At 64.5% G+C, this 20,373-nt stretch carries 20 protein-coding genes; 14 read left to right on the plus strand and 6 right to left on the minus strand.

Going from position 1 to position 20,373, the window contains the following annotated elements:
* Positions 1–281: 281 nt before the first annotated feature.
* The 4 genes from FG93_RS16415 to FG93_RS16430 all read left to right on the plus strand — a co-directional run bounded on the left by FG93_RS16415 (position 282) and on the right by FG93_RS16430 (position 4,804).
* Positions 282–2,294, plus strand: coding sequence for an erythromycin esterase family protein (locus tag FG93_RS16415; RefSeq protein ID WP_043236244.1), 2,013 nt, complete (start codon positions 282–284; stop codon positions 2,292–2,294).
* 24 nt (positions 2,295–2,318) lie between these two features.
* A complete protein-coding gene (locus tag FG93_RS16420) occupies positions 2,319–3,017 on the plus strand; it encodes a dienelactone hydrolase family protein (RefSeq protein WP_043236246.1) in 699 nt (232 codons plus the stop codon).
* 118 nt (positions 3,018–3,135) lie between these two features.
* The gene (locus tag FG93_RS16425; RefSeq protein ID WP_052513881.1) at positions 3,136–3,588 is read left to right on the plus strand and encodes a DUF6496 domain-containing protein; all 453 of its coding nucleotides are present in this window, start codon (positions 3,136–3,138) and stop codon (positions 3,586–3,588) included.
* Between the two features lie 202 nt (positions 3,589–3,790).
* Positions 3,791–4,804, plus strand: coding sequence for a hypothetical protein (locus tag FG93_RS16430; protein ID WP_043236248.1), 1,014 nt, complete (start codon positions 3,791–3,793; stop codon positions 4,802–4,804).
* A gap of 161 nt (positions 4,805–4,965) precedes the next feature.
* Here the strand turns inward: FG93_RS16430 and FG93_RS16435 are convergent, their stop codons facing one another.
* On the minus strand, positions 4,966–6,369 hold the full coding sequence (locus FG93_RS16435) for a sugar porter family MFS transporter (protein ID WP_052513850.1): 1,404 nt from the start codon (positions 6,367–6,369) through the stop codon (positions 4,966–4,968).
* Between the two features lie 141 nt (positions 6,370–6,510).
* Here FG93_RS16435 and FG93_RS16440 point away from each other — a divergent pair, with 141 nt between their 5' ends.
* From FG93_RS16440 to ubiA, 5 genes are all read left to right on the plus strand, one after another.
* Complete coding sequence (locus FG93_RS16440; RefSeq protein ID WP_052513851.1) at positions 6,511–7,845, plus strand: DegT/DnrJ/EryC1/StrS aminotransferase family protein; 1,335 nt, start codon at positions 6,511–6,513, stop codon at positions 7,843–7,845.
* Positions 7,846–7,891: 46 nt separating this feature from the next.
* Complete coding sequence (locus FG93_RS16445; RefSeq protein ID WP_043236249.1) at positions 7,892–9,268, plus strand: sugar porter family MFS transporter; 1,377 nt, start codon at positions 7,892–7,894, stop codon at positions 9,266–9,268.
* A complete protein-coding gene (locus FG93_RS16450) occupies positions 9,265–9,597 on the plus strand; it encodes a hypothetical protein (protein ID WP_043236251.1) in 333 nt (110 codons plus the stop codon). Before FG93_RS16445 ends, FG93_RS16450 begins: the two co-directional genes overlap by 4 nt.
* 344 nt (positions 9,598–9,941) lie before the next feature.
* Complete coding sequence (locus FG93_RS16455; protein WP_043236253.1) at positions 9,942–11,141, plus strand: M23 family metallopeptidase; 1,200 nt, start codon at positions 9,942–9,944, stop codon at positions 11,139–11,141.
* Between the two features lie 146 nt (positions 11,142–11,287).
* Positions 11,288–12,202, plus strand: coding sequence for a 4-hydroxybenzoate octaprenyltransferase (gene ubiA, locus FG93_RS16460; RefSeq protein WP_043236508.1), 915 nt, complete (start codon positions 11,288–11,290; stop codon positions 12,200–12,202).
* 168 nt (positions 12,203–12,370) lie between these two features.
* Here ubiA and FG93_RS16465 read toward each other — a convergent pair whose 3' ends face one another.
* The gene (locus FG93_RS16465; RefSeq protein WP_052513852.1) at positions 12,371–14,020 is read right to left on the minus strand and encodes a GMC oxidoreductase; all 1,650 of its coding nucleotides are present in this window, start codon (positions 14,018–14,020) and stop codon (positions 12,371–12,373) included.
* 159 nt (positions 14,021–14,179) lie between these two features.
* On the opposite strand from FG93_RS16465, the gene FG93_RS34045 reads away from it, so the two are divergent.
* On the plus strand, positions 14,180–14,317 hold the full coding sequence (locus tag FG93_RS34045; RefSeq protein WP_369347072.1) for a universal stress protein: 138 nt from the start codon (positions 14,180–14,182) through the stop codon (positions 14,315–14,317).
* Between the two features lie 127 nt (positions 14,318–14,444).
* On the opposite strand, the gene FG93_RS16475 is transcribed toward FG93_RS34045, so the two are convergent.
* From FG93_RS16475 to FG93_RS16485, 3 genes are all read right to left on the minus strand, one after another.
* Entirely contained in the window at positions 14,445–14,795 is a 351-nt protein-coding gene (locus tag FG93_RS16475) for a hypothetical protein (protein ID WP_043236257.1), read from the minus strand.
* Positions 14,796–14,971: 176 nt separating this feature from the next.
* Positions 14,972–15,325 (minus strand): response regulator, encoded by a 354-nt coding sequence (locus FG93_RS16480; protein WP_244448637.1) that lies wholly within the window; start codon positions 15,323–15,325, stop codon positions 14,972–14,974.
* Positions 15,326–15,769: 444 nt separating this feature from the next.
* Positions 15,770–16,951, minus strand: a complete 1,182-nt coding sequence (locus FG93_RS16485) for an ATP-binding protein (protein ID WP_043236263.1) — start codon at positions 16,949–16,951, stop codon at positions 15,770–15,772.
* A gap of 292 nt (positions 16,952–17,243) precedes the next feature.
* Here FG93_RS16485 and FG93_RS16490 point away from each other — a divergent pair, with 292 nt between their 5' ends.
* The 3 genes from FG93_RS16490 to FG93_RS33860 all read left to right on the plus strand — a co-directional run bounded on the left by FG93_RS16490 (position 17,244) and on the right by FG93_RS33860 (position 19,031).
* Positions 17,244–17,462 (plus strand): LysR substrate-binding domain-containing protein, encoded by a 219-nt coding sequence (locus tag FG93_RS16490; protein WP_043236265.1) that lies wholly within the window; start codon positions 17,244–17,246, stop codon positions 17,460–17,462.
* A 346-nt stretch (positions 17,463–17,808) separates the two neighbouring features.
* Positions 17,809–18,804: an SDR family oxidoreductase gene (locus tag FG93_RS16495; protein ID WP_052513853.1), complete on the plus strand. Its 996-nt coding sequence runs from the start codon at positions 17,809–17,811 to the stop codon at positions 18,802–18,804.
* Positions 18,805–18,908: 104 nt separating this feature from the next.
* Positions 18,909–19,031: a hypothetical protein gene (locus FG93_RS33860; protein ID WP_280114145.1), complete on the plus strand. Its 123-nt coding sequence runs from the start codon at positions 18,909–18,911 to the stop codon at positions 19,029–19,031.
* A gap of 41 nt (positions 19,032–19,072) precedes the next feature.
* Here the strand turns inward: FG93_RS33860 and FG93_RS16500 are convergent, their stop codons facing one another.
* Positions 19,073–19,339: a hypothetical protein gene (locus FG93_RS16500; RefSeq protein WP_152579469.1), complete on the minus strand. Its 267-nt coding sequence runs from the start codon at positions 19,337–19,339 to the stop codon at positions 19,073–19,075.
* 432 nt (positions 19,340–19,771) lie between these two features.
* Here FG93_RS16500 and FG93_RS16505 point away from each other — a divergent pair, with 432 nt between their 5' ends.
* Positions 19,772–20,275, plus strand: coding sequence for a ferritin-like domain-containing protein (locus tag FG93_RS16505; protein WP_043236269.1), 504 nt, complete (start codon positions 19,772–19,774; stop codon positions 20,273–20,275).
* Positions 20,276–20,373: the final 98 nt, after the last annotated feature.

Genomic DNA, 20,373 nt, shown 5'->3' on the forward strand with positions numbered 1-20,373 from the left:
AAGTGGATTGCGGTTTTCGGAAAAGACGATGCAAACACAAAGGCTTAGATCATCGGGCCGGATGCGGTTTCCCCGCCGAACCTCATTGTGGAACGTAGACACGACAAGCGAGTTTCCGAAGTGGAGGGCGTGGCGACACGTCGGCTCCGGGTTGCGCCCTCATCGCTTGCCCCTCGTCGCTCTTGGCAGCGGCCGGACAGGTGGAAGGCGCCCATCCCCGCCAGGCCCGAACGCCTCCCGAGCAGGGGCGGCGCTGAACAGATGCAGCCGGACTGAAGATCATGACCATCACCTTTTCAGATCGACGCGAGGCCGGACGGCAGCTTGCCGGCAAGCTGACCCACTACCGTGGGCGCGATGACGTCATCGTATTGGCACTGCCGCGGGGCGGCGTGCCGGTCGGCTACGAGGTGGCACGAGCCCTGAAAGCACCGCTCGACGTCTTCGTCGTGCGCAAGCTCGGCGTCCCCGGTTATGAGGAACTGGCCATGGGGGCGATCGCAACCGGGAGCGTGCGCGTTCTGAACGACGAGATCGTCAGCACTCTCGCGCTCCCGCCTCATGTCATCGACGCGGTCACCACCCAGGAGGAGAAGGAACTTCTGCGCCGCGAGCGCCTCTATCGCGGCGGACGGGCCCCGCTCCAGGTGAATGGACGAACCGTCATCCTCGTGGATGATGGACTTGCGACTGGGGCGACGATGCGGGCTGCCATCAAGGCGCTCCGGGATGGCCGTCCGGCCCGCATCGTCGCCGCCGTTCCGGTCGGCAGCCCCGACATCTGCGATGCGATGCGGGCAGATGGGGACGAGGTCGTCTGCGCGAGGACGCCGCAGCCGTTTCTCGGCGTCGGACGCTGGTATGCGGACTTCTCCCAGACGAGCGACGAGGAGGTGCGCGCGCTTCTCGCCAGGTCTGTGCTTCTCGCCAATTCCGTGCTTGGCGCCCCTGCATCAGAAGAGGAATTCGCCGAGGATGCGGCCGTTGGCCCGTTGCGCAGGCGCATCGCTCGGCTCACCGGCGGAGCGCGAGATTATGACCGGCTCCTGGAGGCGATCGGCGACGCGCGCTTCGTGCTGCTCGGCGAAGCCTCGCACGGCACGCATGAGTTCTACGAGGAACGGGCCCGGATCACGCGTCGGCTGATCGAGGAGAAGGACTTCACAGCCGTCGCCATCGAGGCCGATTGGCCCGACACATGCCGGGTCAACCGCTACGTCCAGCGCATGAGCGAGGATCTCGACGCCGAGGAGGCGCTCTCCGACTTCCGACGCTTCCCGGCATGGATGTGGCGAAACAAGGTGGTCGTCGACTTCGTCGAATGGCTGCGCCGGCACAACGAGGCGCCGGGCGAGCGCGGACCGATGGTCGGGTTCTACGGACTCGATCTTTACGCCCTGCATGGCGCGATGAAAGCGGTGCTACGCTATCTCGAAAAGGTCGATCCGGCGGCGGCGGAGGCCGCGCGCCATCGCTATGCCTGCTTCGACCATTTCGGGCCGGACCCGCAAGCCTATGGGTTCATTGCCGGCAACGAGGTCGAGAAATCCTGCCAGGAGGCCGTGGTCGCGCAGCTGGTCGAGATGCTCAAGCGCCGTCCGTTGGCGGCCCGGTTCGGGGAAAGCGTGGACGAGGACGAACTCTTCACAGCTCAGCAGAACGCCCGCCTCGTAAGGAATGCCGAGGCCTATTATCGCGCGATGTTCCTGGCGCCGGAATCCACCTGGAACCTGCGCGACCGGCACATGGCCGAGACCTTCGAGGCGCTCGTCGCCCATCTCGAACACCAGGGACAGCCCGCGAAAATCGTCGTCTGGGCCCATAATTCCCATCTCGGTGATGCCAGGGCGACGGACAGGAGCCGGTTCGGCGAGATCAATCTGGGGCAGCTCATCCGCGAGATGCATGAGCGCGAGACCTTCCTGGTCGGCTTTACGACCCATCACGGGACGGTGACGGCCGCCTCGAGCTGGGGCGGCCCGGCGGAGCGCAAGACGGTCCGGCCCGCCCTGGCGCGCAGCTATGAGGCCTTGCTGCATGCCGTTTCTTCCGATCGCTTCCAGCTCGATCTGCGCGATATTGGCGAAGATTTGCCGCGACGGCTTCGCGAGCGCGCGATCGGCGTCATCTATCGGCCGGAAACGGAGCGGGTCAGCCATTATTTCCAGGCCGATCTTGCTGCGCAGTTCGACGTGCTGCTGCATTTCGACGAGACCAGCGCCGTCGAGCCGCTGGAGCGCACGTCCGAGTGGGACGCCGGCGAACTCGCGGAAACCTATCCGTCCGGCGTGTAGGCGGCCGGCTTGACGGAGGCGGACATGAGCTCAGCTTCGGCCAGGACGAACGAGCGGATCGTGCGTGTCCCCGCGGGGCCGATCACGCTTGAAGGCAACCTGACCTTGCCCTCGGATGCCCGCGGGCTCGTGCTCTTCGCCCATGGCAGCGGCAGCAGCCGCCACAGCCCGCGCAACCGCTCCGTGGCCGGAGCGCTGAACGAGGCGAGGCTCGCCACCCTGCTCCTGGACTTGCTCACGACCGAGGAGGATCGGCTCGATCAGGTCACGGCTGCGCTGCGCTTCGACATCCGCCTGCTCGCCAACCGCCTGGTCTACGCCACGGATTGGCTGGATGCGTTCAAAGACACGACCGCGCTGCGCCTTGGCTATTTCGGCGCGAGCACCGGTGCGGCCGCCGCCCTGATGGCGGCCGCCGAGCGTCCGGACCGGGCTGCCGCCGTCGTTTCGCGGGGAGGGCGCCCCGATCTTGCGGCGTCGGTCTTGCCGGGCGTCCGGGCACCGACCTTGCTCATCGTCGGCGGCGCCGATACGCAGGTGATCTCGTTCAACAGGTCGGCGCTGGCGGCGCTGCGTTGTGAAAAGGACCTCGTGATCGTCCCCGACGCGACGCATCTTTTCGAGGAGCCCGGCGCGCTGGACGACGTCGCGGATCTCGCGGCCCGATGGTTCCTGCGGCACCTGATACCGGAGACAGGGATGTCTGCGCTTCGGCAGGCATGACGGGGATCAGGATCGATGTGCCAGGATCAATCAGGTCGTCGGCGCGTTGGGAATTCCTATAGGACCGCGACGGCACGCCCGCAGTCCGAACGCTCGTCGCAGCAATGGGAGAATGGCGATGCCGGACAGGAAAACCATCGAGAAGGCTCGGAAGGACAAGCGCGAAGGCAAGTCGCCGAGCACGCAGGCCGGCGAGTTCGTGCGCGAGGAGATCGAGAAGATCCGCCATGGCGAGCATGGCGCGCACTCGACGCAGCAGGCCATCGCCATCGGGTTGTCCGAGGCAAGGCGGGCAGGCGTGGACCTGCCACCGCCCAAGAAGGGCAAGGTCAAGGAGAGCACCCGCAAGAGCGCCGAATACGCCTATGAGGTAGGCCAGGGCGAGCGCACGCCGAAACGCCGCCCGCGTGTCTCGAAGGCCGTCACCGAGGTCCTCAAGCACGAGCCGACGAGCACGGCCTCGCCCGAGGCGCTCTCTCGGCAGGCGAAGCGGGCGGCGTCCCGCCGTACCGCCGAGGAGCGCTCGGCCGCTGCGAAGAAGGCCGCCGAGACGCGCGCGCATCGCAGCTAGCAGAGCGGGTTCATTCACCTGAAAGTCGGGAGACCGGGAAGGAGCGCGCCTTGGACCGCACGACCCGGCCCTCGGTCCTGGGGCGGTCGGGGCGGCTGCGCAATTTAAACCAACTCCGCGTAGCGTGCTGGCGTCGCGCCCGGCGATCCACTAGCATTTGCCCGGATCACTCCGCGAGGGCGGGTCAATCCCTGGGGGCCCGGTGAACCATCTCGGCGTGGAGATCGGCCAGCAATCGCCCGACAAGACCTGGTTCAACCTCGCGTTGAAGTTGAAGCTGACCGCCCTGGCCCTGGGCTGCCCCACCAACAAGGAACTCTGCGCGCGCTTTGCGGCGATCAATCCGGCGACCTTGTTCGTGACCCAGAATGCCTACAAATGGCTCTCGGGCAAGGCGATGCCGCGTGCCGCCAGCGTCTATGAGGATTGGTCGAAGGTGCTGGGCGGTTCGCTGACGGCGCCTTTCCTGGCCTCGTCCTCCTTCGAGGAGTTCCAGCACGCGATCTGCGCCCATTTCGGCGTGCCCGATACCGTGCTTGCGACGCTCAGGCGGGAGGCCGGTCTGCCGCCGGTGCCGGCACCGAGCCCGGTTGCACCAGCCGCGGCCCGCGCGGGCGCACGACAGCCCGGCGAGCATTGGCTGGCCGGATCCTATCTCGCCATTTCGCCGGCCTGGTCGCGTGTCGAGGTCGGCAAGCTGATCATCGGCGCGATGCGGATCTGCGCTGACCCGATGCAGCAGCTGCAGATCAGCTACAGCGAAAACCTGTTCAACCGCCCGGTCGCGATGGAAGGGCACCTGCTCAGCGACGGCCGAACGGCGCAGAGCGCGCTGACATGTTCCTATACCCACCGCCTGTTCTTTCTGGCGCTGAACGTGCCCACGCCGCCCGCCAATCTGATCGGCGGCATTCTCAGCGGCGCGGCAGTCCATGATCCCAATGCCCGCGCTGTCGCCTGCCGCATCCTGTTCCTGCGAGCGCATGATCGCAGCATCGCGGATCTGGCCGCGCGCATGGGCTATCTCGACGCTGACGAGGACGGAATCGAGACGGAGCTGGCCGGCCTGGGCTACCGCGCCGATGCCGCCCGGCTGGAGCTCGCCGCGAATATCGTCACCTCGCTCGGCATGCATTCACCTTCCGCCCTGTGCGAAGCCGCACCCAGGGATTTCGCCGAGATCGAGCTGACGCTCGACCGGCTGGCGCCCAGCTGAGGCCAAGCATCGGCCCGAAAAGTGGATTGCGGTTTTCGGGACAGCCGATGCGCGCGCACAGAGCATCGGCCCGAAAAGTGGATCGCGGTTTTCGGGACAGCCGATGCGAGCGCACAGGTCATCGGTCCGAAAAGTGGATCGCGCGAACACGGAAGGTCAGGTCATCGGGCCGGAGACGTATCAGGTCCGCCGATCTGGCCGCCGAGCTGGCGCAAGGGGCGTCCTGCCAGCACCGCCGTCTCGATATCCTCGAGACGGGCTCCGCGCGTTTCCGGCACGAAGGCAAGGCAGAAGATCACCGAGAGCAGGCATATCGCCAGGAACAATCCGATTGTGCCCGACAGTCCGAACGCCGCGACCATGCTGAGGAATGTGAAGGCGATCAAGGCGTTGAACAGCCAGCTCGTTGCCGAAGCCATGGCGATGCCGGATTCGCGGACCTCCGACGGGAACAATTCCGACATCAGGACATAGGGAAGCGGGCCCAGGCTGAGCGCGAAGGCGGCAATGAAGATCGCGAGGCCGGCGAGGCCAAGCCATGGCAGATCGAACCCGGCGGCCAGGATGACGGCGGCGAGCCCGGCGGCCATCGCAGCCGAGCCGAGGATCAGGAGCGGCCTGCGGCCAAGCCGATCGACCAGGGCGATCGCCGCGATCGTGGCCAGCACATTGACCAGGCCAAGGCCGAAGGTGGCGGCAAGAGCGGCGGTCCCGGCCGGGAAACCGAGCTCCTGGAAGATGCGCGGGGCATAATAGAGGATGCCGTCGATGCCGCTGAGATTTTGCAGCACGAACAGCGCGCTGCACAGGAACAGCACCGCGTTGACGCTGCCGCGCCGGATCATGCCATGGCCAGCGTTGGCGGGATTCCCGGTGCTCACTCGATCGAATGATGGCGGGGATGCCTGCCACTCCCCGGCGAGGCCGAGCGCTTGCACGGCGGCACGTTCGCCCTCCCGATCTCCCTTCGCCGCCAGCCAGCGCGGACTCTCGGGCAGCAGCAGGGTGATCAGCGCGCAAAGGCAGACGGGAAGGATGCCGAGACCGAGCAGGATCGGCCAGGGCAGGGCGCCTGCAAAGGCGAGCGGGGCGCCATAAGCAGCGAGAATGCCTAGCGTGATCGCCAGCTGAAACAGCGAGACCACCGCCCCGCGATGGCGCGCCGGCGTCGTCTCTGCCGCATACATCGGGACGACCATCGAGAGCAGGCCGATGCACAATCCGGCGAAGCTGCGCCCGACGAGCAGGCCGCCCAACCCGTAGCCGGCGGGGATGAGCGCGTAGCCAAGCGCCCCGCATCCGGCCGCCAGCAGGATCGTTGGCCGCCGGCCCCATCGGGCAGAAACCGGGCCGGCGATCGACGCGCCGACGAAACAGCCGAGGACCAATACGCCGACGATCGCTTGTTCGCTCATTTCTGAAAGATTGAAGTCAATTTTTATTAGATCTAGCACGCCTGATATCGATGCTATTCCAAATCCGAACGTCAGTCCGCCAGATATGACCAGGTATATTATTCTTAAAATTGGGGAATATAGTGCATATTTCCAATAGTTTCTAATCATTTCAAACTTCTTCTAAAAATAGAAGCCGACTTAAAGCAGTCGTTTCATGCTATAAACTCTGCGGTGGGTGGGATCAATCTCCTGCCTTTTACTCTGGCCGGCGCTCGCTCGTCGGCCTGCAGCCGCTTGCAGGAGATCCGCATGACTCTCGCCGAAAGTGAACCGCGGATCGGGCAGGAGCGCGCCAATCGGCTCGCCATCGACGGCGGCACCCCGGTTCGGCAGGAGCCGCTGCCCTGGGAACTGCCGGGCGTGCACTGGATCGGCGAGGAGGAGCGCGAACTGGTCGACCGCGTCGTGCGCTCGCGCAGCCCGTTCCGCTTCTATGGGCCCGATCCCCAGCACATGGTCGAGACCCTGGAGCGCGAGTGGTGCGAGGCCTTCGGACATCGCCACGCGCTGGCGGTGTCGTCAGGCACGGCCGCGCTGACGATTGCGCTCTCGGCGCTTGGCGTCGGGCCGGGCGACGAGGTCTTCGTGCCGGGCTATCTCTGGGTGAGTTGCCTCTCGGCCGTGGTGCGGGTCGGCGCCATTCCGCGCCTGGTCGATATCGACGCGACGTTCTGCATCGATCCCGAGGATCTGCGGCGCAAGATCGGCCCGCATAGCCGCGCCGTCCTGTGCGTGCATATGAGCGGGGCCCCCGGCCGCATCGCCGAAATCGCCGAGATCTGCCGCGCCCATGGCCTGGACCTGGTCGAGGACTGCGCCCAGGCGGCCGGAGCCCGGGTCGGCGATCGCGCCGTCGGTTTGTTCGGCGACATCGGTATCTTCAGCTTCCAGCTCAACAAGAACATGACCTCCGGCGATGGCGGGATGATCGTCGCCGAAGACGATGCACTGTTCCGGCGGATCGCGGCGCTGCACGATCTCGGCTATCCCCGCAACGACAAGGGCCGGCTCGACGCCTCGGACGAGGCCTGCCAGCTCTGGGGCATGGGCGCGCGCATGTCGGAGCTCGCAGGCGCGATGGCCTTGGCGCAGATGCGCAAACTGCCGCTCATCACGGCCGCGATGCGCGGTTCGAAATGGCGCATTCGCGAGCAGCTGGCCGATCTCAGCGGCATCCAGTTCCGCGAAATCCCCGACCCGGCCGGAGATACCGGGCCCTTCCTGCTGATGCTGCTGCCCGATGCCGCCCTGGCACGACGCTTCGTCGAAGCCTTGCGCGCCGAGGGGATTGCCGGTCCGCCCGGCAGCCTCTCCTGCATCACCATGCAGGAATGGGGCATGCACTGGTATTTCAACGTGCCGAGCCTGGTCCAGCGCCGGTCGAACAGCTCCGACGGCTTTCCCTGGACGCATCCGGCCAACGCTTTCGCTGCAAGCTACGATTACAACGCGGGAGCGCTGCCGTTCTGCGACGATGTCCATGCCCGCGGAGCGCTTCTTGCCATCGGATCGACCCTGACCGAGGCTGACGAAAGCGACATCGTCACCGCCTTCCGCAAGGTCGCCCACAGCCTGCTGCCGTGATGCGCCACGCCAAGCCAAACAAGGCAAGCCAAACAAGGCAGGGATCATGATCTATTACGTAGCTGCCATCGCCGGCATCGCCGGGTTCCTCTTCGGCTTCGACGAGGGCGTCATCGCCGGCGCGCTGCATCTCCTGCGCGGCGAGTTCACGATCAGTCCCTTCTCCGAGGGGCTGATGACGGCTGCAGTCCCGCTCGGCGCGCTCGTCGGGGCGGTGCTGGCGGGGCGCACCACCGAAACCTATGGACGGCGTGCCCTGCTGCTGGCGGCTGCCGTGCTCTTCGCGATTGGAGCGCTGTTCTCGGCCGGGGCGACCACCATCTGGATGCTGACGGCGGCGCGTCTGTTGCTGGGCCTGGCCGTCGGTATCGCGGCCATGGTGGCGCCGCTCTACATTTCCGAGAGCGCTCCGGCCGAGAAGCGCGGCATGCTCGTCTCGATCTACCAGCTCGCGATCACGCTCGGCATTCTCGGGGCCTATCTGGTCGACTTCGTCTTCGCCGAGTCCTGGCGGCTGATGTTCGCGATGGGCGTCGTGCCGGCCATCGCCCTGCTCGTCGGCATGTATCGCATGGGCGATACGCCGCGCTGGCTCGCCCTTCAGGGCCGGACCGAGGAGGCTCGCCTGGCCATCGGGCGGATCCGCGAGCTTTCCCCGCGTGATCCGGCCGTCGATGCCGAGCTCGCGGGCATCCGGCGGGCGGCCGAGCAGCGCACCCGGCCGGCAACCTGGGCGGACCTGCTCAGTCCGACGGTCCGGCCGGCCCTGGTCGTCGGCATGGGCCTGTTCTTCCTGCAGCAGCTCAGCGGCATCAATGCCGTGATCTATTACGCGCCGACCGTCTTCAAGGAATCCGGCTTCGATTCCACCTCCACCCAGATCCTGGCGACGGTCGGGATCGGCATTGTCAATGTCGCGATGACCTTCGTCGGAATGTATCTGATCGACCGGATCGGACGGCGGCGGCTGCTCTTCATCGGTTTCGCCGGAACGGCCCTCAGCCTCGGCATGATCGCCATCGCGGCGATGACCGATGCGGAGGCGCTGGATCTGCTCGCGACGATCGGCCTCGTGCTCTATGTCGCGGCCTTCGCCGCCAGCATCGGTCCGCTGCCCTGGGTGATGATGTCCGAGATCTTTCCGCTCAAGGTGCGGAGCCTCGGCATGAGCGTGGCCTCGCTGGCCAACTGGGCGTTCAACTTCCTGGTCGTGTTCTCATTCCCCATGCTGGTCACCAGCTTCGGACTCGGCGGGGTTTTTGCCCTCTACGCGGCGGTCTGCGCCGCCGGTCTGATCTTCACCCATCTGCTGGTTCCCGAGACGGCCGGTGTCTCGCTCGAGGATATCGAGCGGCATCTGGAATCGGGAAAGCCCCTGCGCGCGCTCGCCGCTGCAACCCCTCCGAGGCTGGTGACGGCATGACCCTTCCGTCGCCCGCATGCGAGGCCGATGACGCCGCCCGTGATGCGGAGAAATTCGTCGCCGCGCTGATCGCGCTCAGTCCCTATCGGGCTGTGCTCCAGCCGCTCCTGCCGGATATCGCGCGGATCGCCAGAGGCAATCGGCAGATCAGGACCGCGCTCGCCGCCGTCAAGCAGCGCGCCGATTTCTCCCGGACGCAGCGTTTGCGCCGCGCCGATCTTGGCCCCGACAAGGGCACCCTGTTCACCTTCCTGGAATATATCCGGTTCGCCTCTCCCGATTTCCTCGGCTCGGTCGGCGAATGGCCCATGGGAGACAGGCGCGGGTGAGGCGGAACGGCGAGGCAGCCGGCGGCAGCTCTCTCCCGAAGGGCGCGCTCAGCAGGCATGGAAGCGTGAGGCATCCAGGGCCAGGCCGCTTTCAGCAGGGCAAGGTCCGGGGTGAAGACGTGACCTGCTCGGTCGGCTCCAGTGCGGGCATGGAGCTAGAGCATTTCCGTGTTTCTCCGAAACGCGGAAATGCTCTAGCTCTTTGTTTTATCGCATTTTCTTCACGCGAACCGGTGTCCACTTCGCTCGAAAATGCTCTAGCCTCACTTGCCCCGGACGACGAAGCTCGCCTGAGCTGAATTCGCATTGCCTTGAAGCCGCGCAGAACCGCAAGGGACCCTGCCATGTGCCTTCTGACCAGAACGATGCGTCTCGCGGCCGTTGCTGCCCTGGTCCCGCTGACCCTGCCGGGCGCGGCCCGGGCGGAAACACCGGCAACCCCGACGCAGGGCGTGACCTTGACGGGGCTCGTCGGCAAGGTCCTGTTCACGCCACAGCCCGTGCTGGGCTCCGATGGTCGCCAGCATATCGTCTACGAACTGCAGCTCTCGAACGTGACCGGCGAGCGCGTCGTGGTGAAGCGGCTCACGCTCTTCGGCGACGACGACAAGGAGCCGCTTGCGACGCTTGACGAGGCCGAGATCGCGCGGCGTTTCTCCCCCGCTGGCCGGCGCGGCAATGAGTCGGCGGAACTGGGCGCCTTCCAATATGGGGTTGCCTTTCTCCATATCTCGCTGCCGGCGGGACGCTCGGCTCCGCGACGGCTGACACATCAGGTCGATGCCTGGTTTGATCAGTTCAAGGCGGATGCCGCGATCCAGCTGGGCGCGGCCGCGGTTGCGACCGCGGCGCCCCCGGTTCTGGGGCCGCCGCTTCGGGGCGATAACAATATCGCGGGCGACGGCTGCTGCGATTCGACCCGCCATGTCCGGGCGCTGCTGCCGTTGAACGGGGCGTTTCGCCTGTCTCAACGCTTTGCCATCGATTGGGAGAAACTGGGCGGGGATGGCCGGCTGTTCGCGGGCGATCGGAAACTGGTCGGCAGCTATCACATCTATGGCCAGCCCATCCTGGCGGTGAGCGACGGCACCATCGTCGATATGCGCGGCGATCTTGCCGACCAGGTTCCCGGAGCGCTTCCCGACGGGCTGCCGGTCGGCGAGGCTGACGGGAACTTCGCGGTCCTGGATATGGGCGGCGGTGCCTTCGTGCTCTACGCCCATATGAAGCCGGGCAGCGTCCGCGTCAAAATCGGCGACAGGGTGCGCCGCGGCGATGTCATCGGCGCGGTCGGCAATACCGGCAACAGCTCGGAGCCGCATCTGCATCTGCATGTCATGGACGGGCCCTCGCCACTTCTCGCCAATGGCCTTCCCTACGTCTTCGAGGCCGCCACGGTGAAAGCGATCGATCTGGCGGGCACCGCGGATTTCGACCGGGCAGCGGAAACCGGCTCGCCGGTGAGCCTGACGCCGTTCGTGCCCCCTCTGGCGCTCAAGCGCGCGCTGCCGCTCGATCTCACCGTGGTCGACTGGGGCAACTGAAAAGCCGCGGCGAGGGCAGGGCGACAAGCCGAGCTTCACCAATGAACGGAGGGAAAGCCAGACATGAGCGACATGTCCGGCTACGATGAGGCACACCCGACAGGCGTTTCGGCCATGTGCTCGAAAGCCGGATGACGAAGCGCGCCATGACGACACTGAGCCGCCCCGATCTGACCGACATTCACAAGGGAGATTGGGTCGATCGTCGGCTGCCACCCCTATGGCGGCCCTATATCCGGCTTGCACGGCTGGACAGGCCGGTCGGCATCTGGCTCACGCTCTTCCCGTGCTGGGCTGCGCTGATTCAGGCCGCGCAGGGCATTCCCGACATTCGGCATCTGGTGGTCTTCACGCTCGGGGCGTTCGTGATGAGAAGCGCCGGGTCCACGATCAACGACATCGCCGATCGAAATTTCGACGGCCATGTCGAGCGAACCCGGTTTCGTCCGCTGGCAAGCGGCCAGATCGGCGTGACGCAAGCCATTGTCTTCCTGGCCCTTCAGCTTGCGCTTGCGGCATCGTTGCTGCTCTTTCTGACGCCTTACACGCGGTTGATCGCGATTGGCGTCGTCCCGCTGGTGTTCCTCTATCCCTTCTGCAAACGCTTCACCCACTGGCCCCAGGCTGTTTTGGGAGCTGCCTTCAACTGGGGAATGCTCATGGCATGGGCCGAGATCACAGGGCATGTCCCGGCAGGCGCCGTGCTGATCTGGGCCGGGGCCATCGCATGGCAGATCGGATATGATACCATCTATGCCTATGTCGATCTGCGTGATGATCGCAGTCTTGGCCTCAAATCGACTGCCGTTCTTTTCGGATCGCGCGGTAAGGCCGGTATCGGTCTGTTCTATGCCCTGACGGTCCTGGCCTGGGCGCTCGGTGGCGCGATGCTTGGCATGTCGAGCCTCTACGCCATCGGCATGATGGTGATCGCGGCTCATCTCGCGTGGCAGATCTGGCAGGTCAACTTGGAGCGCCCCGACGTGAATTATCGCCTGTTCCTGGCGAACATTCTGACCGGCGGGTTTCTGGCAGGGGCTGCTCTCATGGGGACGTGGTGAAATCTGCGGGGCGCTCCGTCTTGGCGCTCCGTCTTGGTGCTCCGTCTTGGTGCTCCGTCTCGGCGCTCCGTCTCGCAAAGCCGCCACTGGTCGTATCCGCCGCCAATTCCTGCGCCGCGCCAGACTGCGCCGTTCGGCGCATGGTCCGCCCATCTGCACCATGCCCGGCTACGATGAAACCGCTTGCGGTTCAGCCAGCGCCTCATGCTGCTGCGCTTGCTCGACCAGGCGATTGGCCAGCCTGTTCGCCAGCGCCATGATCGTCAGCGTCAGATGCTTGTCGGGAAGGACCGGGATAACACCGCCGTCACAGATGAACAGATTATCGATGTCATGAGTCTTCAGGTCAGTATCGACCACGCCCTTGCCTGGATCATCCGCAATGGCGGTCGTTCCGGCGTAATGGATGCCTGTTCCGCTATTGTCGCGGGTGCCGTAGATCAGGGTCGATGAGGCGCGCCGCAGCAGCCGCTGCCCCCAGGCGGCCATGGCGTCCATCTGGGCCTGCGCGCTGCCTGATACTGTGAACTCGACATCCACCTGCCGCACGCCATAGCGATCGACGCTGTTGCCGGGGCGCAGGCGGTTGGCCGGCGTTGGTTCTCCAGCGCAGAACAGCCCGAGCGTGACGTAGCTGTGGAACATCATCCGCGCCAGTCGCTCCTTGAGGAAGGGCGGGAAGGCCTTGAGACCGGACAGGTAGTGCGGCACGTCGGGCAGCCCATGAATGGCGTGTCCGATGAAGGGAAAGGAAGTCCCGTCGGGGAGCTTGCCCTGCGACAGCAGGATCAGGAGATCGCCATAGCCGATGTCGTAATCGCGGCGCTTTCGCCACAGCTTCCATAGCGAGGTCGAGAGAACGATCTTGGGGTTGTCCTGGAGCCTGATGCCGACCTGGCCGTGCCGATTGGCCAGGCCATTCGGATCGGCCTCGTCGGCCGAATTGAAAAGAATGCGCGGCGTCTCGATTGCGCCGGCCGCGAGCACGACGATCCGCGCATCCAGGATCTTGCGCTTGCCGCTGCAGAGATCGATGTATTCCACGCCGGACAGCTGCCGCGCGCCCGGCTTGCGCAGCAGCCGCACGACCTTGGCGTTGGTTCTCAGTTCGTAATTCGGGAGGAGCGCGATCTCCGGCAGGAGCCGGCTGGAGAACTTGTAGACGGCGCCGACCGGACAGCCGGACGTGCACACGCCGGTGGACATACAGGAGGATGCCGTGTCGGTCCGCGTATTGATCGCCTTGCGATTGGGAATCGCGTGGGAATACGGCTCATTCAGGGATTTGACCGCATCGACGATAAGGTGATCGGCCGGGCGCAACGGCTTTGGCGGTATGAAATCGCCATCGGGAAGCTCGGGCAAATTCTCGACGGTGCCGCAGACCGAGATCTTTCGCTCGATGGCGCCGTAATGGGGCGCGAGATCGTCATAGCTCAGCGGCCAGGTCCGAAAGTCGGCAGGCGAAAACCTGACGCTGACGCCGTTCCAGAGATTCTGCAGGCCATTGACGGCGAGCACCTGAAAATGCCGAAAGCCGCCGGCCGGCGCACTGGTCGAGCCGACCGTGCCATCGGCAAAGAGAGGATGGATGAACAGGCTGTCATGCGGGTCGCTCGGCCAGGTCGTATCCGGGCCTATGCCGAAATCCTTCGTGCCGCCCGGCGGCGCGTGGATCTTGAAGTGATCGGCCGCGAGCATGGCGCCCTGTTCGAGCGAAACGACCCGCAATCCGGCTTTCGCAAGCTCATAGGCGAGAATGCCGCCGCCGGCTCCGGTCCCGACAATGACGACGTCGCACGAAAGAGCTTCAGCCATGACTGCCTCTTGTTGGCCGTTCGCAGGTCGTGCGAAGCAAATCTAAGTTTAATTCTTAAATTTCGTATGTTTCTGCACTATATAGGCAATGAACGAAGTATTTTCGTTTAATAATTGGAAATCATTCGCAACAAGTGGAAAATAGTCGAAACTCGGCAGGTGCAGGAGTCCGGCGCCAGTCTCATCGTCGTCGGGGCGCATCCGAGCGGGGAGCTGGTGAAGGACGCGATAGGGAGCCACGCCGAAGGCGTTCTCCGGAGCGTCGATGCCGACGTGCTCCTGGTCCGGGAGGCCTGAGCCGCGCAGGCCGTGCACCCCGCCCCAAGGCAGGAACTCGCCGCGCCCGGCCCGGCGTCCCTCGGCGCGTGTCTTGCCTAGAGCATGCTTTATGCGAAAAACCGTTGCCACTTTTTCGCAGCATGCTCTAACCGTCAGTATCCAAGTCGGGCAGTAATATTGCTGGCAAGGGGAGGATCGTAGCCTTCTTCCCGTTCTGTGTGGCTAGCCATTTCAGGTATCGCAAGCGCGCCGAAGCCGTATTGCTCCGATGAGAGCTTCGTAGCCAGTCAACATAATCGCCGGGGCGAACGGTCATGATTTGAACGGTCTTCCCTTTCGCCAGGAGAATCTCTGTCGCAATGGCGGATTGGTGTTTCCACTCGGCATATGTTCTCGGAAGCCCGGGGGCATTGCCGGCAAGAGCCAGCAAGGCGGGAAAGTCGTCTTCTGAATACCACGGTACGAGAACGGTGTCGTAGCGATCGAACTTCTGCATGCTTGTTTCCGGTCAGCAAACAGAACGCGCGGTGCGGTTCCAAGCTTACCATTTCCCGGGCTGGCTTGCGAGTTGCTCGCAGTGGTTCGTGGCAATGGACATCGGTGATGCGCAGCTCATGGCGAGCGTCTGAATGCGCGATCAAAGACGAAGGCCCAACCGTGCCGAGCAGACGTCTATGACGCGACCGGCAAGGACTTCAGCGTTTTGAGGATTTCGCCGTCCGAATATGGCTTCCGAAAGAACCGCGCTCGCTCGGGTAACTTTTGAGGGTCGATCTGCACATGGCCCGACGTTACGATCAGCTCAACCGGCGGCCATTTCTCGCGGACGAGTTCCACCAGTCGGAGGCCATCCAGCGAACCTGGCAACTCCACATCCGTGAAGAGGATGCGAACATCGTCACGCTGCTCGAGAATGGCCAATGCCTCGTCCGCGGTCGATGCCTCGATGGCAAGGTAGCCGGCTTCCTCAACAAGCAAGGACGCATACATCCTGATGATCGGTTCGTCGTCGACAACGAGAACCACGGGTCTTTCAGCGTCAGGGGGCACTGGATTTCTCGCAAATTGCCTTCTCTTCCCGTCAGTAAAGGGCAACGGCTGAGCGCGGGGAACGTTCCGGCCGTTGGTCTGCTGCCTTCCTGATAATCGCAGGGCGAGCGCTCAATCCCGGATGCCGCAGCCTCGCCGCGATCACCCTCGTGCGGCGTTCCTGTAGCGTCGCGGCGATGCGCCATGAAAATCCGGCATGCCGGGCGTCGAGGACTTGCCCGCCCGGCTGGGCGCGATGCGGAACGGTCTCTCCACGCCGCCAGGCTGGGGCTCCCCTTCGCTCCGGATTTCCCTGGATCACGCTGCGTTTGGACGAACTCGTCCAAACGCAGAAAACGTGATCGACTCTCATCGTTTAGAGCATGCTTGATGCGAAAAACCGGTACCACTTTTTCGCAGCATGCTCTGGGCCCGGTGACCTTAAGCTCTTGTCTTGCCCATCCTGGCCAGGGCCTTTTCGTCCCTGAGCAGGCGAATGACGGGCAGGGCGGCGTCGTCCTTCTGGGGAAGGCCCAGCGCCTCGGCGATGGTGTCGCGCCACTCCTCCGCCTCGCTGGGGTCGCTGACGACCCAGACGGTGCGGCGCATCCTGAAGCGTTCGATGCCGACGATGGCGAGCTGGTTGAAGACGATTCTGCGCAGCGCGGTCTGGTCGCCCGGGCGCTTGGCGGTGGCCTCGGCCGCGGTGGGGGTGGTCGGCTCCGGCAGCGGCGGCTCGACCAGCAGCGCATCGACATCGTCGACGATGAGAAGGTCGACATTGCGCCAGGGCCAGAGGATGCGGCCATCCTGTTCCTCGAGCGGCGGGTGGTCGGTGCTGGCATCCTCCTTGCGCTCCATCGCGGCCTCGAACAGCTTCACCAGCGTGGTGTAGCGCGCGATGCCGAGCCGGAAGGCGTATTCGGTGCCGATGCCGCAGGCGAGGCAGGTCTTGCCCGAGCCGACCGTGCCGGTGAGCAGCACATGCGGGAAGCGCGGCGCTTTCGCGCCTTTCACCGGTGGCTCCGAGAGGGCGATCAGCGCGTCGCGATAGCCGGGATCGGGCTTGCCGGGACCGGGCTTCTCGATGGTCGAGCAGAGATTGGTCAGGCGAAACAGGAAGGGCAGGCCGACCTGCTGGAAGGTCATCTTGCGCCGGACCCACCAGATCACCAGCACTGCGGCGGGGACGAGCATGACGAGCAGCGCCACAATCGCCTGGATGCCGCCGAGCCCTGCGGCGCCGGCGACGATCGCGCCCGCACTGATGAAGAACAGCGCGGTCGCGACATTCCACCAGAGCTCCCGGCGATTGAACGGAAAGAGCGGGCCCTGGCGCCCCTTCTCCCGGACGATGTCCAGCACCTCCTTGACGATCCAAAGGAGCATATTGAGCAGGGCGGCGATGATCGCAGTCTTCCAGGCCGGGAGATCGGTGAAGAAAGCGGCCAGGATCCAGCTGAACAGAAAGGTGATCTGGAAGCCGAGGCCGAAATGTCCGAACTGATCGGCCGTCCAAACATAGCTGACGGTCGGAGTCTGCTGCACATCCTTGCCGAACCAGTCGTACCGCAATTGCGCTACGATCTCCTTGAACGATGGTGGCTTAAGCTTCTTGTCCATGGGGCAGCATCTCGCTCAGTGAACGCAGAAACGTCGAATTCAAGCGAATTTTAGGGAAATGAAGGCGCGGGATAAGCTTCCGCGGATGCTAGAGCATGCTGCGAAAAAGTGGCAACGGTTTTTCGCATAAAGCATGCTCTAAACTATGAGAGTCGATCACGCTGCGTTTGGACGATTTCGTCCAAACGCAGCGTGATCTTGCAGTTTCATGAGTGCCGGCAAGAGCGACGTTGCGTCAGGGTGGCGGCCGGGCCTCTTCGCGAGTGTACAGCCCGAACAAGGGCGTGCGGACATGCCCCGGGTCGAGGCCGGCCTCGGCAGCGCGCTGCTGCCGGACAGCGCGATCGATGAGGAACGACGCCTCGGCTCGCTCGCGAGCATTGCTGTCGCTGACCTGAAGGTCGCCAATCCCATCCATGCCGTTCTGCGCCGAGGTGGCTATCTCAGCCCCGCCACGCTCGATCTGCTCTCGCTCCTGCGCACCGCACCTGGTCTCGCGCGCCGTCCTTGAAGAAAGCGCGGACGTAAATCTGAATTCATCCTGTTCTTTCCGGCGGCTTGCTGAATTTAAAGTCGCGCGTTGGGAACGGAATAACAAGCTCCGCGTTCTCCCTCCGTGTTCGAGTATTGTGAGGAGGATGCCATGCGTTCGATTGCTCTCTGGCTTCTTGGAATTCCGATTCCAATCATCATTTTACTTTGGTTTTTCATGCGCTGAGCCGCACAGTGAAACCAGTTATGACCGTAATACGCATCGGCGCGCTGCGGCTTGTCGCCGGCGCGGCGTCACCGCTTCCTGTGGAACCCGCGCCGACGACGCCAGTTCCACACCCGAGTTCAATGTAACGGAGGCCGTGATGGCGAAACCCTCGAGCAAGCCGCAGGCGAAGCCGGGCAGTGCGGCGAATTCCGCCATCCGGCAGCAACGCCGGATCCAGAGGCAGGTTGCCCAAGCGGATAAGAAGCCGACAAAGGAAAAATCCGGAGCGATGCAGGCGGGCGCGCGCCGCTATCCCGAGCCGCCCTTCAAGAAGCAGCATCAGCCCAAGCCCGGTTCGGAGGCGGTGCTCGATCCAGCCCCGATGTATGATGCGCCCTATTACAAGGGCTCGGGCAAGCTCGAGGGCAAGGTCGCGGTGATCACGGGCGGCGATTCAGGCATCGGGCGCTCGGTCGCCGTGCTCTTTGCGCGCGAGGGCGCGGATGTCGCCATCCTGCATCTCGGCGAAGCCGGGGATGCGAAGGTCACGCGGCAGGCGGTCGAAGCCGAAGGGCGGCGCTGCCTGGTGATCCCAGGCGATGTCCGGGACGCAGGCTTCTGCCGAAAGGCGGTGGCTGAGGTCATCAAGACCTTCGGCAAGCTCGATGTCCTCGTCAACAACGCCGCCTTCCAGGTCCATTCGGCGCGCTTCGAAGACCTGAGCGAAGAGCATTTCGACACGACGCTGAAGACCAATCTCTACGGCTATTTCCACATGTCGCGCGCGGCCCTCGCGCATATGAGTGTGGGCGGCGCCATCGTGAATTCCGGCTCCGTCACTGGGTTGATGGGCAGCGAAGCGCTGATCGATTATGCCATGACCAAGGGCGGCATCCACGCCTTTACCCGCTCGCTCGCCGCCCATCTCGTGCCGCGCGGCATCAGGGTCAATGCAGTCGCCCCCGGGCCGGTCTGGACGCCGCTCAACCCGTCGGACAAGACGGCCGAAGATGTCGCCACATTCGGGGCGCAGACGCCGATGAAGCGCCCGGCCCAGCCCGAGGAGATTGCGCCGGCCTATGTCTTCCTCGCCTCGCCGCACTGCTCGAGCTACATCACCGGGGAAATCCTCCCGATCATCGGCGGCTATTAGGAAACCTGGCCGAGCGTCCCGAGCAGAAGCCACACGGAACCTCATGGACCGGCCAAGGTTAATGCATCGGTTGCAGCGGCCATCAATGCTCGGGCGGACCTGCCATGCGCTCGCGCTATCTCGACATCCTGATCTGGCTCACCGTCCTGGCGCTCGTTGCGGGGTTCGGGGTCAAGATGCTGGGAACCAGGCAAATCCAGGACCCGGCGCGCATTTATCGCGACTGAGCGGAGCCTTCACTCCCCTCGTGTGCGGATATCGGCTTATCTCAGATCGGCGGCTTCTTCGGCTTGGCTGTATCTTTTGGAGGGGCTGTTTCTTTTGGGCTGCCTGATTCTTTTGGAGTGGCTTGGGCCGCATGCTTGATCGAAGCCGCACCGTCATGCTCGTCGGCCTCGAACGGCGCATGCGGCCCGGTCTCGTGTTGCGACAGGGGGCTCGGACCCGGACGGCGCTGTTCCTGTGCGCCCGACTGTCCCGGTCGCTGCGCCGTCCGATAGGGCACCGGCGCGTCGGTGTGCTTGTCCGTGGTCATCGCCATCACCTCAGGTTTCACAAATGCCGGGAGGAGGGGACTCTGTCATCTTCATAGGACTCGCGTCTTCTCGGGTCTCGGCCCCTGCCATCGGTCGATCACGCCTCTGCCGCCCCTGCTCGCCTTGCCTCCTGTCCTGCTGGCCCTGTCCAAGCGGCAGGGTGCTTGCGGCGTCCGTTGTGGGGGTTTTCCGTCCGTAACCGTCTCGCATGATGGCCTCCCGTGATGCCAGGCGCGGCTGCGCAGGAAACGTCGCGCCCTGAATGAGGTTCCAAGGGCGGCGGCACGGCCGCTCGAAATGGTGCGATGGCGGGATTTTCGACACGGGAGCCGGCCATGGGGTGGAACAGGCCGGCGCCCGCTACGTTGGTCCGGCAGAAAGCGCGCCAAACCCGATCGGCGTCGGCGGGGGCCAAATCCCAGGAGGATGGAATGGGCATTTTTTCCAAGGACATCAAGACGATGGATGATCTCTTCGTCCACACGCTCCAGGACATGTATTACGCCGAGAAGCAGATCCATAAGTCGCTGCCGAAGATGATCGACAAGGCAACGGACCCGCAGTTGAAGCAGGGTCTCGTCACCCATCGCGGCGAAACCGAAGGCCATATCAAGCGGCTTGAACAGGTCTTCATTCAGCATGGCGCGGAGGCGAAGGGGGTGGATTGCCCTGCGATCGACGGCATCCTCGAAGAAGCCGATGAGGTTCTCGGCGAGGTTGCCGACAAGCAGGTGGTCGATGCCGCGATCATCGCCTGCGCACAAGCGGTCGAGCATTACGAGATCACGCGCTATGGCACGCTGGCCGCCTGGGCCAAGCAACTGGGCCGGAACGATTGCGCCACCCTGCTGCAGCAGAACCTCGACGAGGAATTCGCAGCGGACAAGAAGCTCACCAAGCTCGCCGAAGCCGGCATCAACCGGCAGGCGGCGTAGCGAGAGCGAGCGCAAGCACCGCCGCCTTGTGGCCGGCGGCCTGAGCGACCAACGCCACGAGTGGCCCCGCCGTTTCATCCGATCCGGCGGGGTCATGC

Source organism: Allobosea sp. LC85, from assembly GCF_000735605.1.
Taxonomy (GTDB): Bacteria; Pseudomonadota; Alphaproteobacteria; order Rhizobiales; family Beijerinckiaceae; genus Allobosea.

Bases quoted from the DNA above. Each gene is read 5' to 3' on its own strand.
- FG93_RS16440 (WP_052513851.1), top strand. From the start codon at position 6,511: ATGACTCTCGCCGAAAGTGAACCGCGGATCGGGCAGGAGCGCGCCAAT.
- FG93_RS16505 (WP_043236269.1), top strand. From the start codon at position 19,772: ATGGGCATTTTTTCCAAGGACATCAAGACGATGGATGATCTCTTCGTC.
- FG93_RS16415 (WP_043236244.1), top strand. From the start codon at position 282: ATGACCATCACCTTTTCAGATCGACGCGAGGCCGGACGGCAGCTTGCC.
- FG93_RS16490 (WP_043236265.1), top strand. From the start codon at position 17,244: ATGCCCCGGGTCGAGGCCGGCCTCGGCAGCGCGCTGCTGCCGGACAGC.
- FG93_RS33860 (WP_280114145.1), top strand. From the start codon at position 18,909: ATGCGCTCGCGCTATCTCGACATCCTGATCTGGCTCACCGTCCTGGCG.
- FG93_RS16485 (WP_043236263.1), bottom strand. From the start codon at position 16,951: ATGGACAAGAAGCTTAAGCCACCATCGTTCAAGGAGATCGTAGCGCAA.
- FG93_RS16450 (WP_043236251.1), top strand. From the start codon at position 9,265: ATGACCCTTCCGTCGCCCGCATGCGAGGCCGATGACGCCGCCCGTGAT.
- FG93_RS16455 (WP_043236253.1), top strand. From the start codon at position 9,942: ATGTGCCTTCTGACCAGAACGATGCGTCTCGCGGCCGTTGCTGCCCTG.
- FG93_RS16475 (WP_043236257.1), bottom strand. From the start codon at position 14,795: ATGCAGAAGTTCGATCGCTACGACACCGTTCTCGTACCGTGGTATTCA.
- FG93_RS16435 (WP_052513850.1), bottom strand. From the start codon at position 6,369: ATGATTAGAAACTATTGGAAATATGCACTATATTCCCCAATTTTAAGA.
- FG93_RS16425 (WP_052513881.1), top strand. From the start codon at position 3,136: ATGCCGGACAGGAAAACCATCGAGAAGGCTCGGAAGGACAAGCGCGAA.
- FG93_RS16495 (WP_052513853.1), top strand. From the start codon at position 17,809: ATGGCGAAACCCTCGAGCAAGCCGCAGGCGAAGCCGGGCAGTGCGGCG.
- FG93_RS16465 (WP_052513852.1), bottom strand. From the start codon at position 14,020: ATGGCTGAAGCTCTTTCGTGCGACGTCGTCATTGTCGGGACCGGAGCC.
- FG93_RS16420 (WP_043236246.1), top strand. From the start codon at position 2,319: ATGAGCTCAGCTTCGGCCAGGACGAACGAGCGGATCGTGCGTGTCCCC.
- FG93_RS16445 (WP_043236249.1), top strand. From the start codon at position 7,892: ATGATCTATTACGTAGCTGCCATCGCCGGCATCGCCGGGTTCCTCTTC.
- FG93_RS16500 (WP_152579469.1), bottom strand. From the start codon at position 19,339: ATGACCACGGACAAGCACACCGACGCGCCGGTGCCCTATCGGACGGCG.
- ubiA (WP_043236508.1), top strand. From the start codon at position 11,288: ATGACGACACTGAGCCGCCCCGATCTGACCGACATTCACAAGGGAGAT.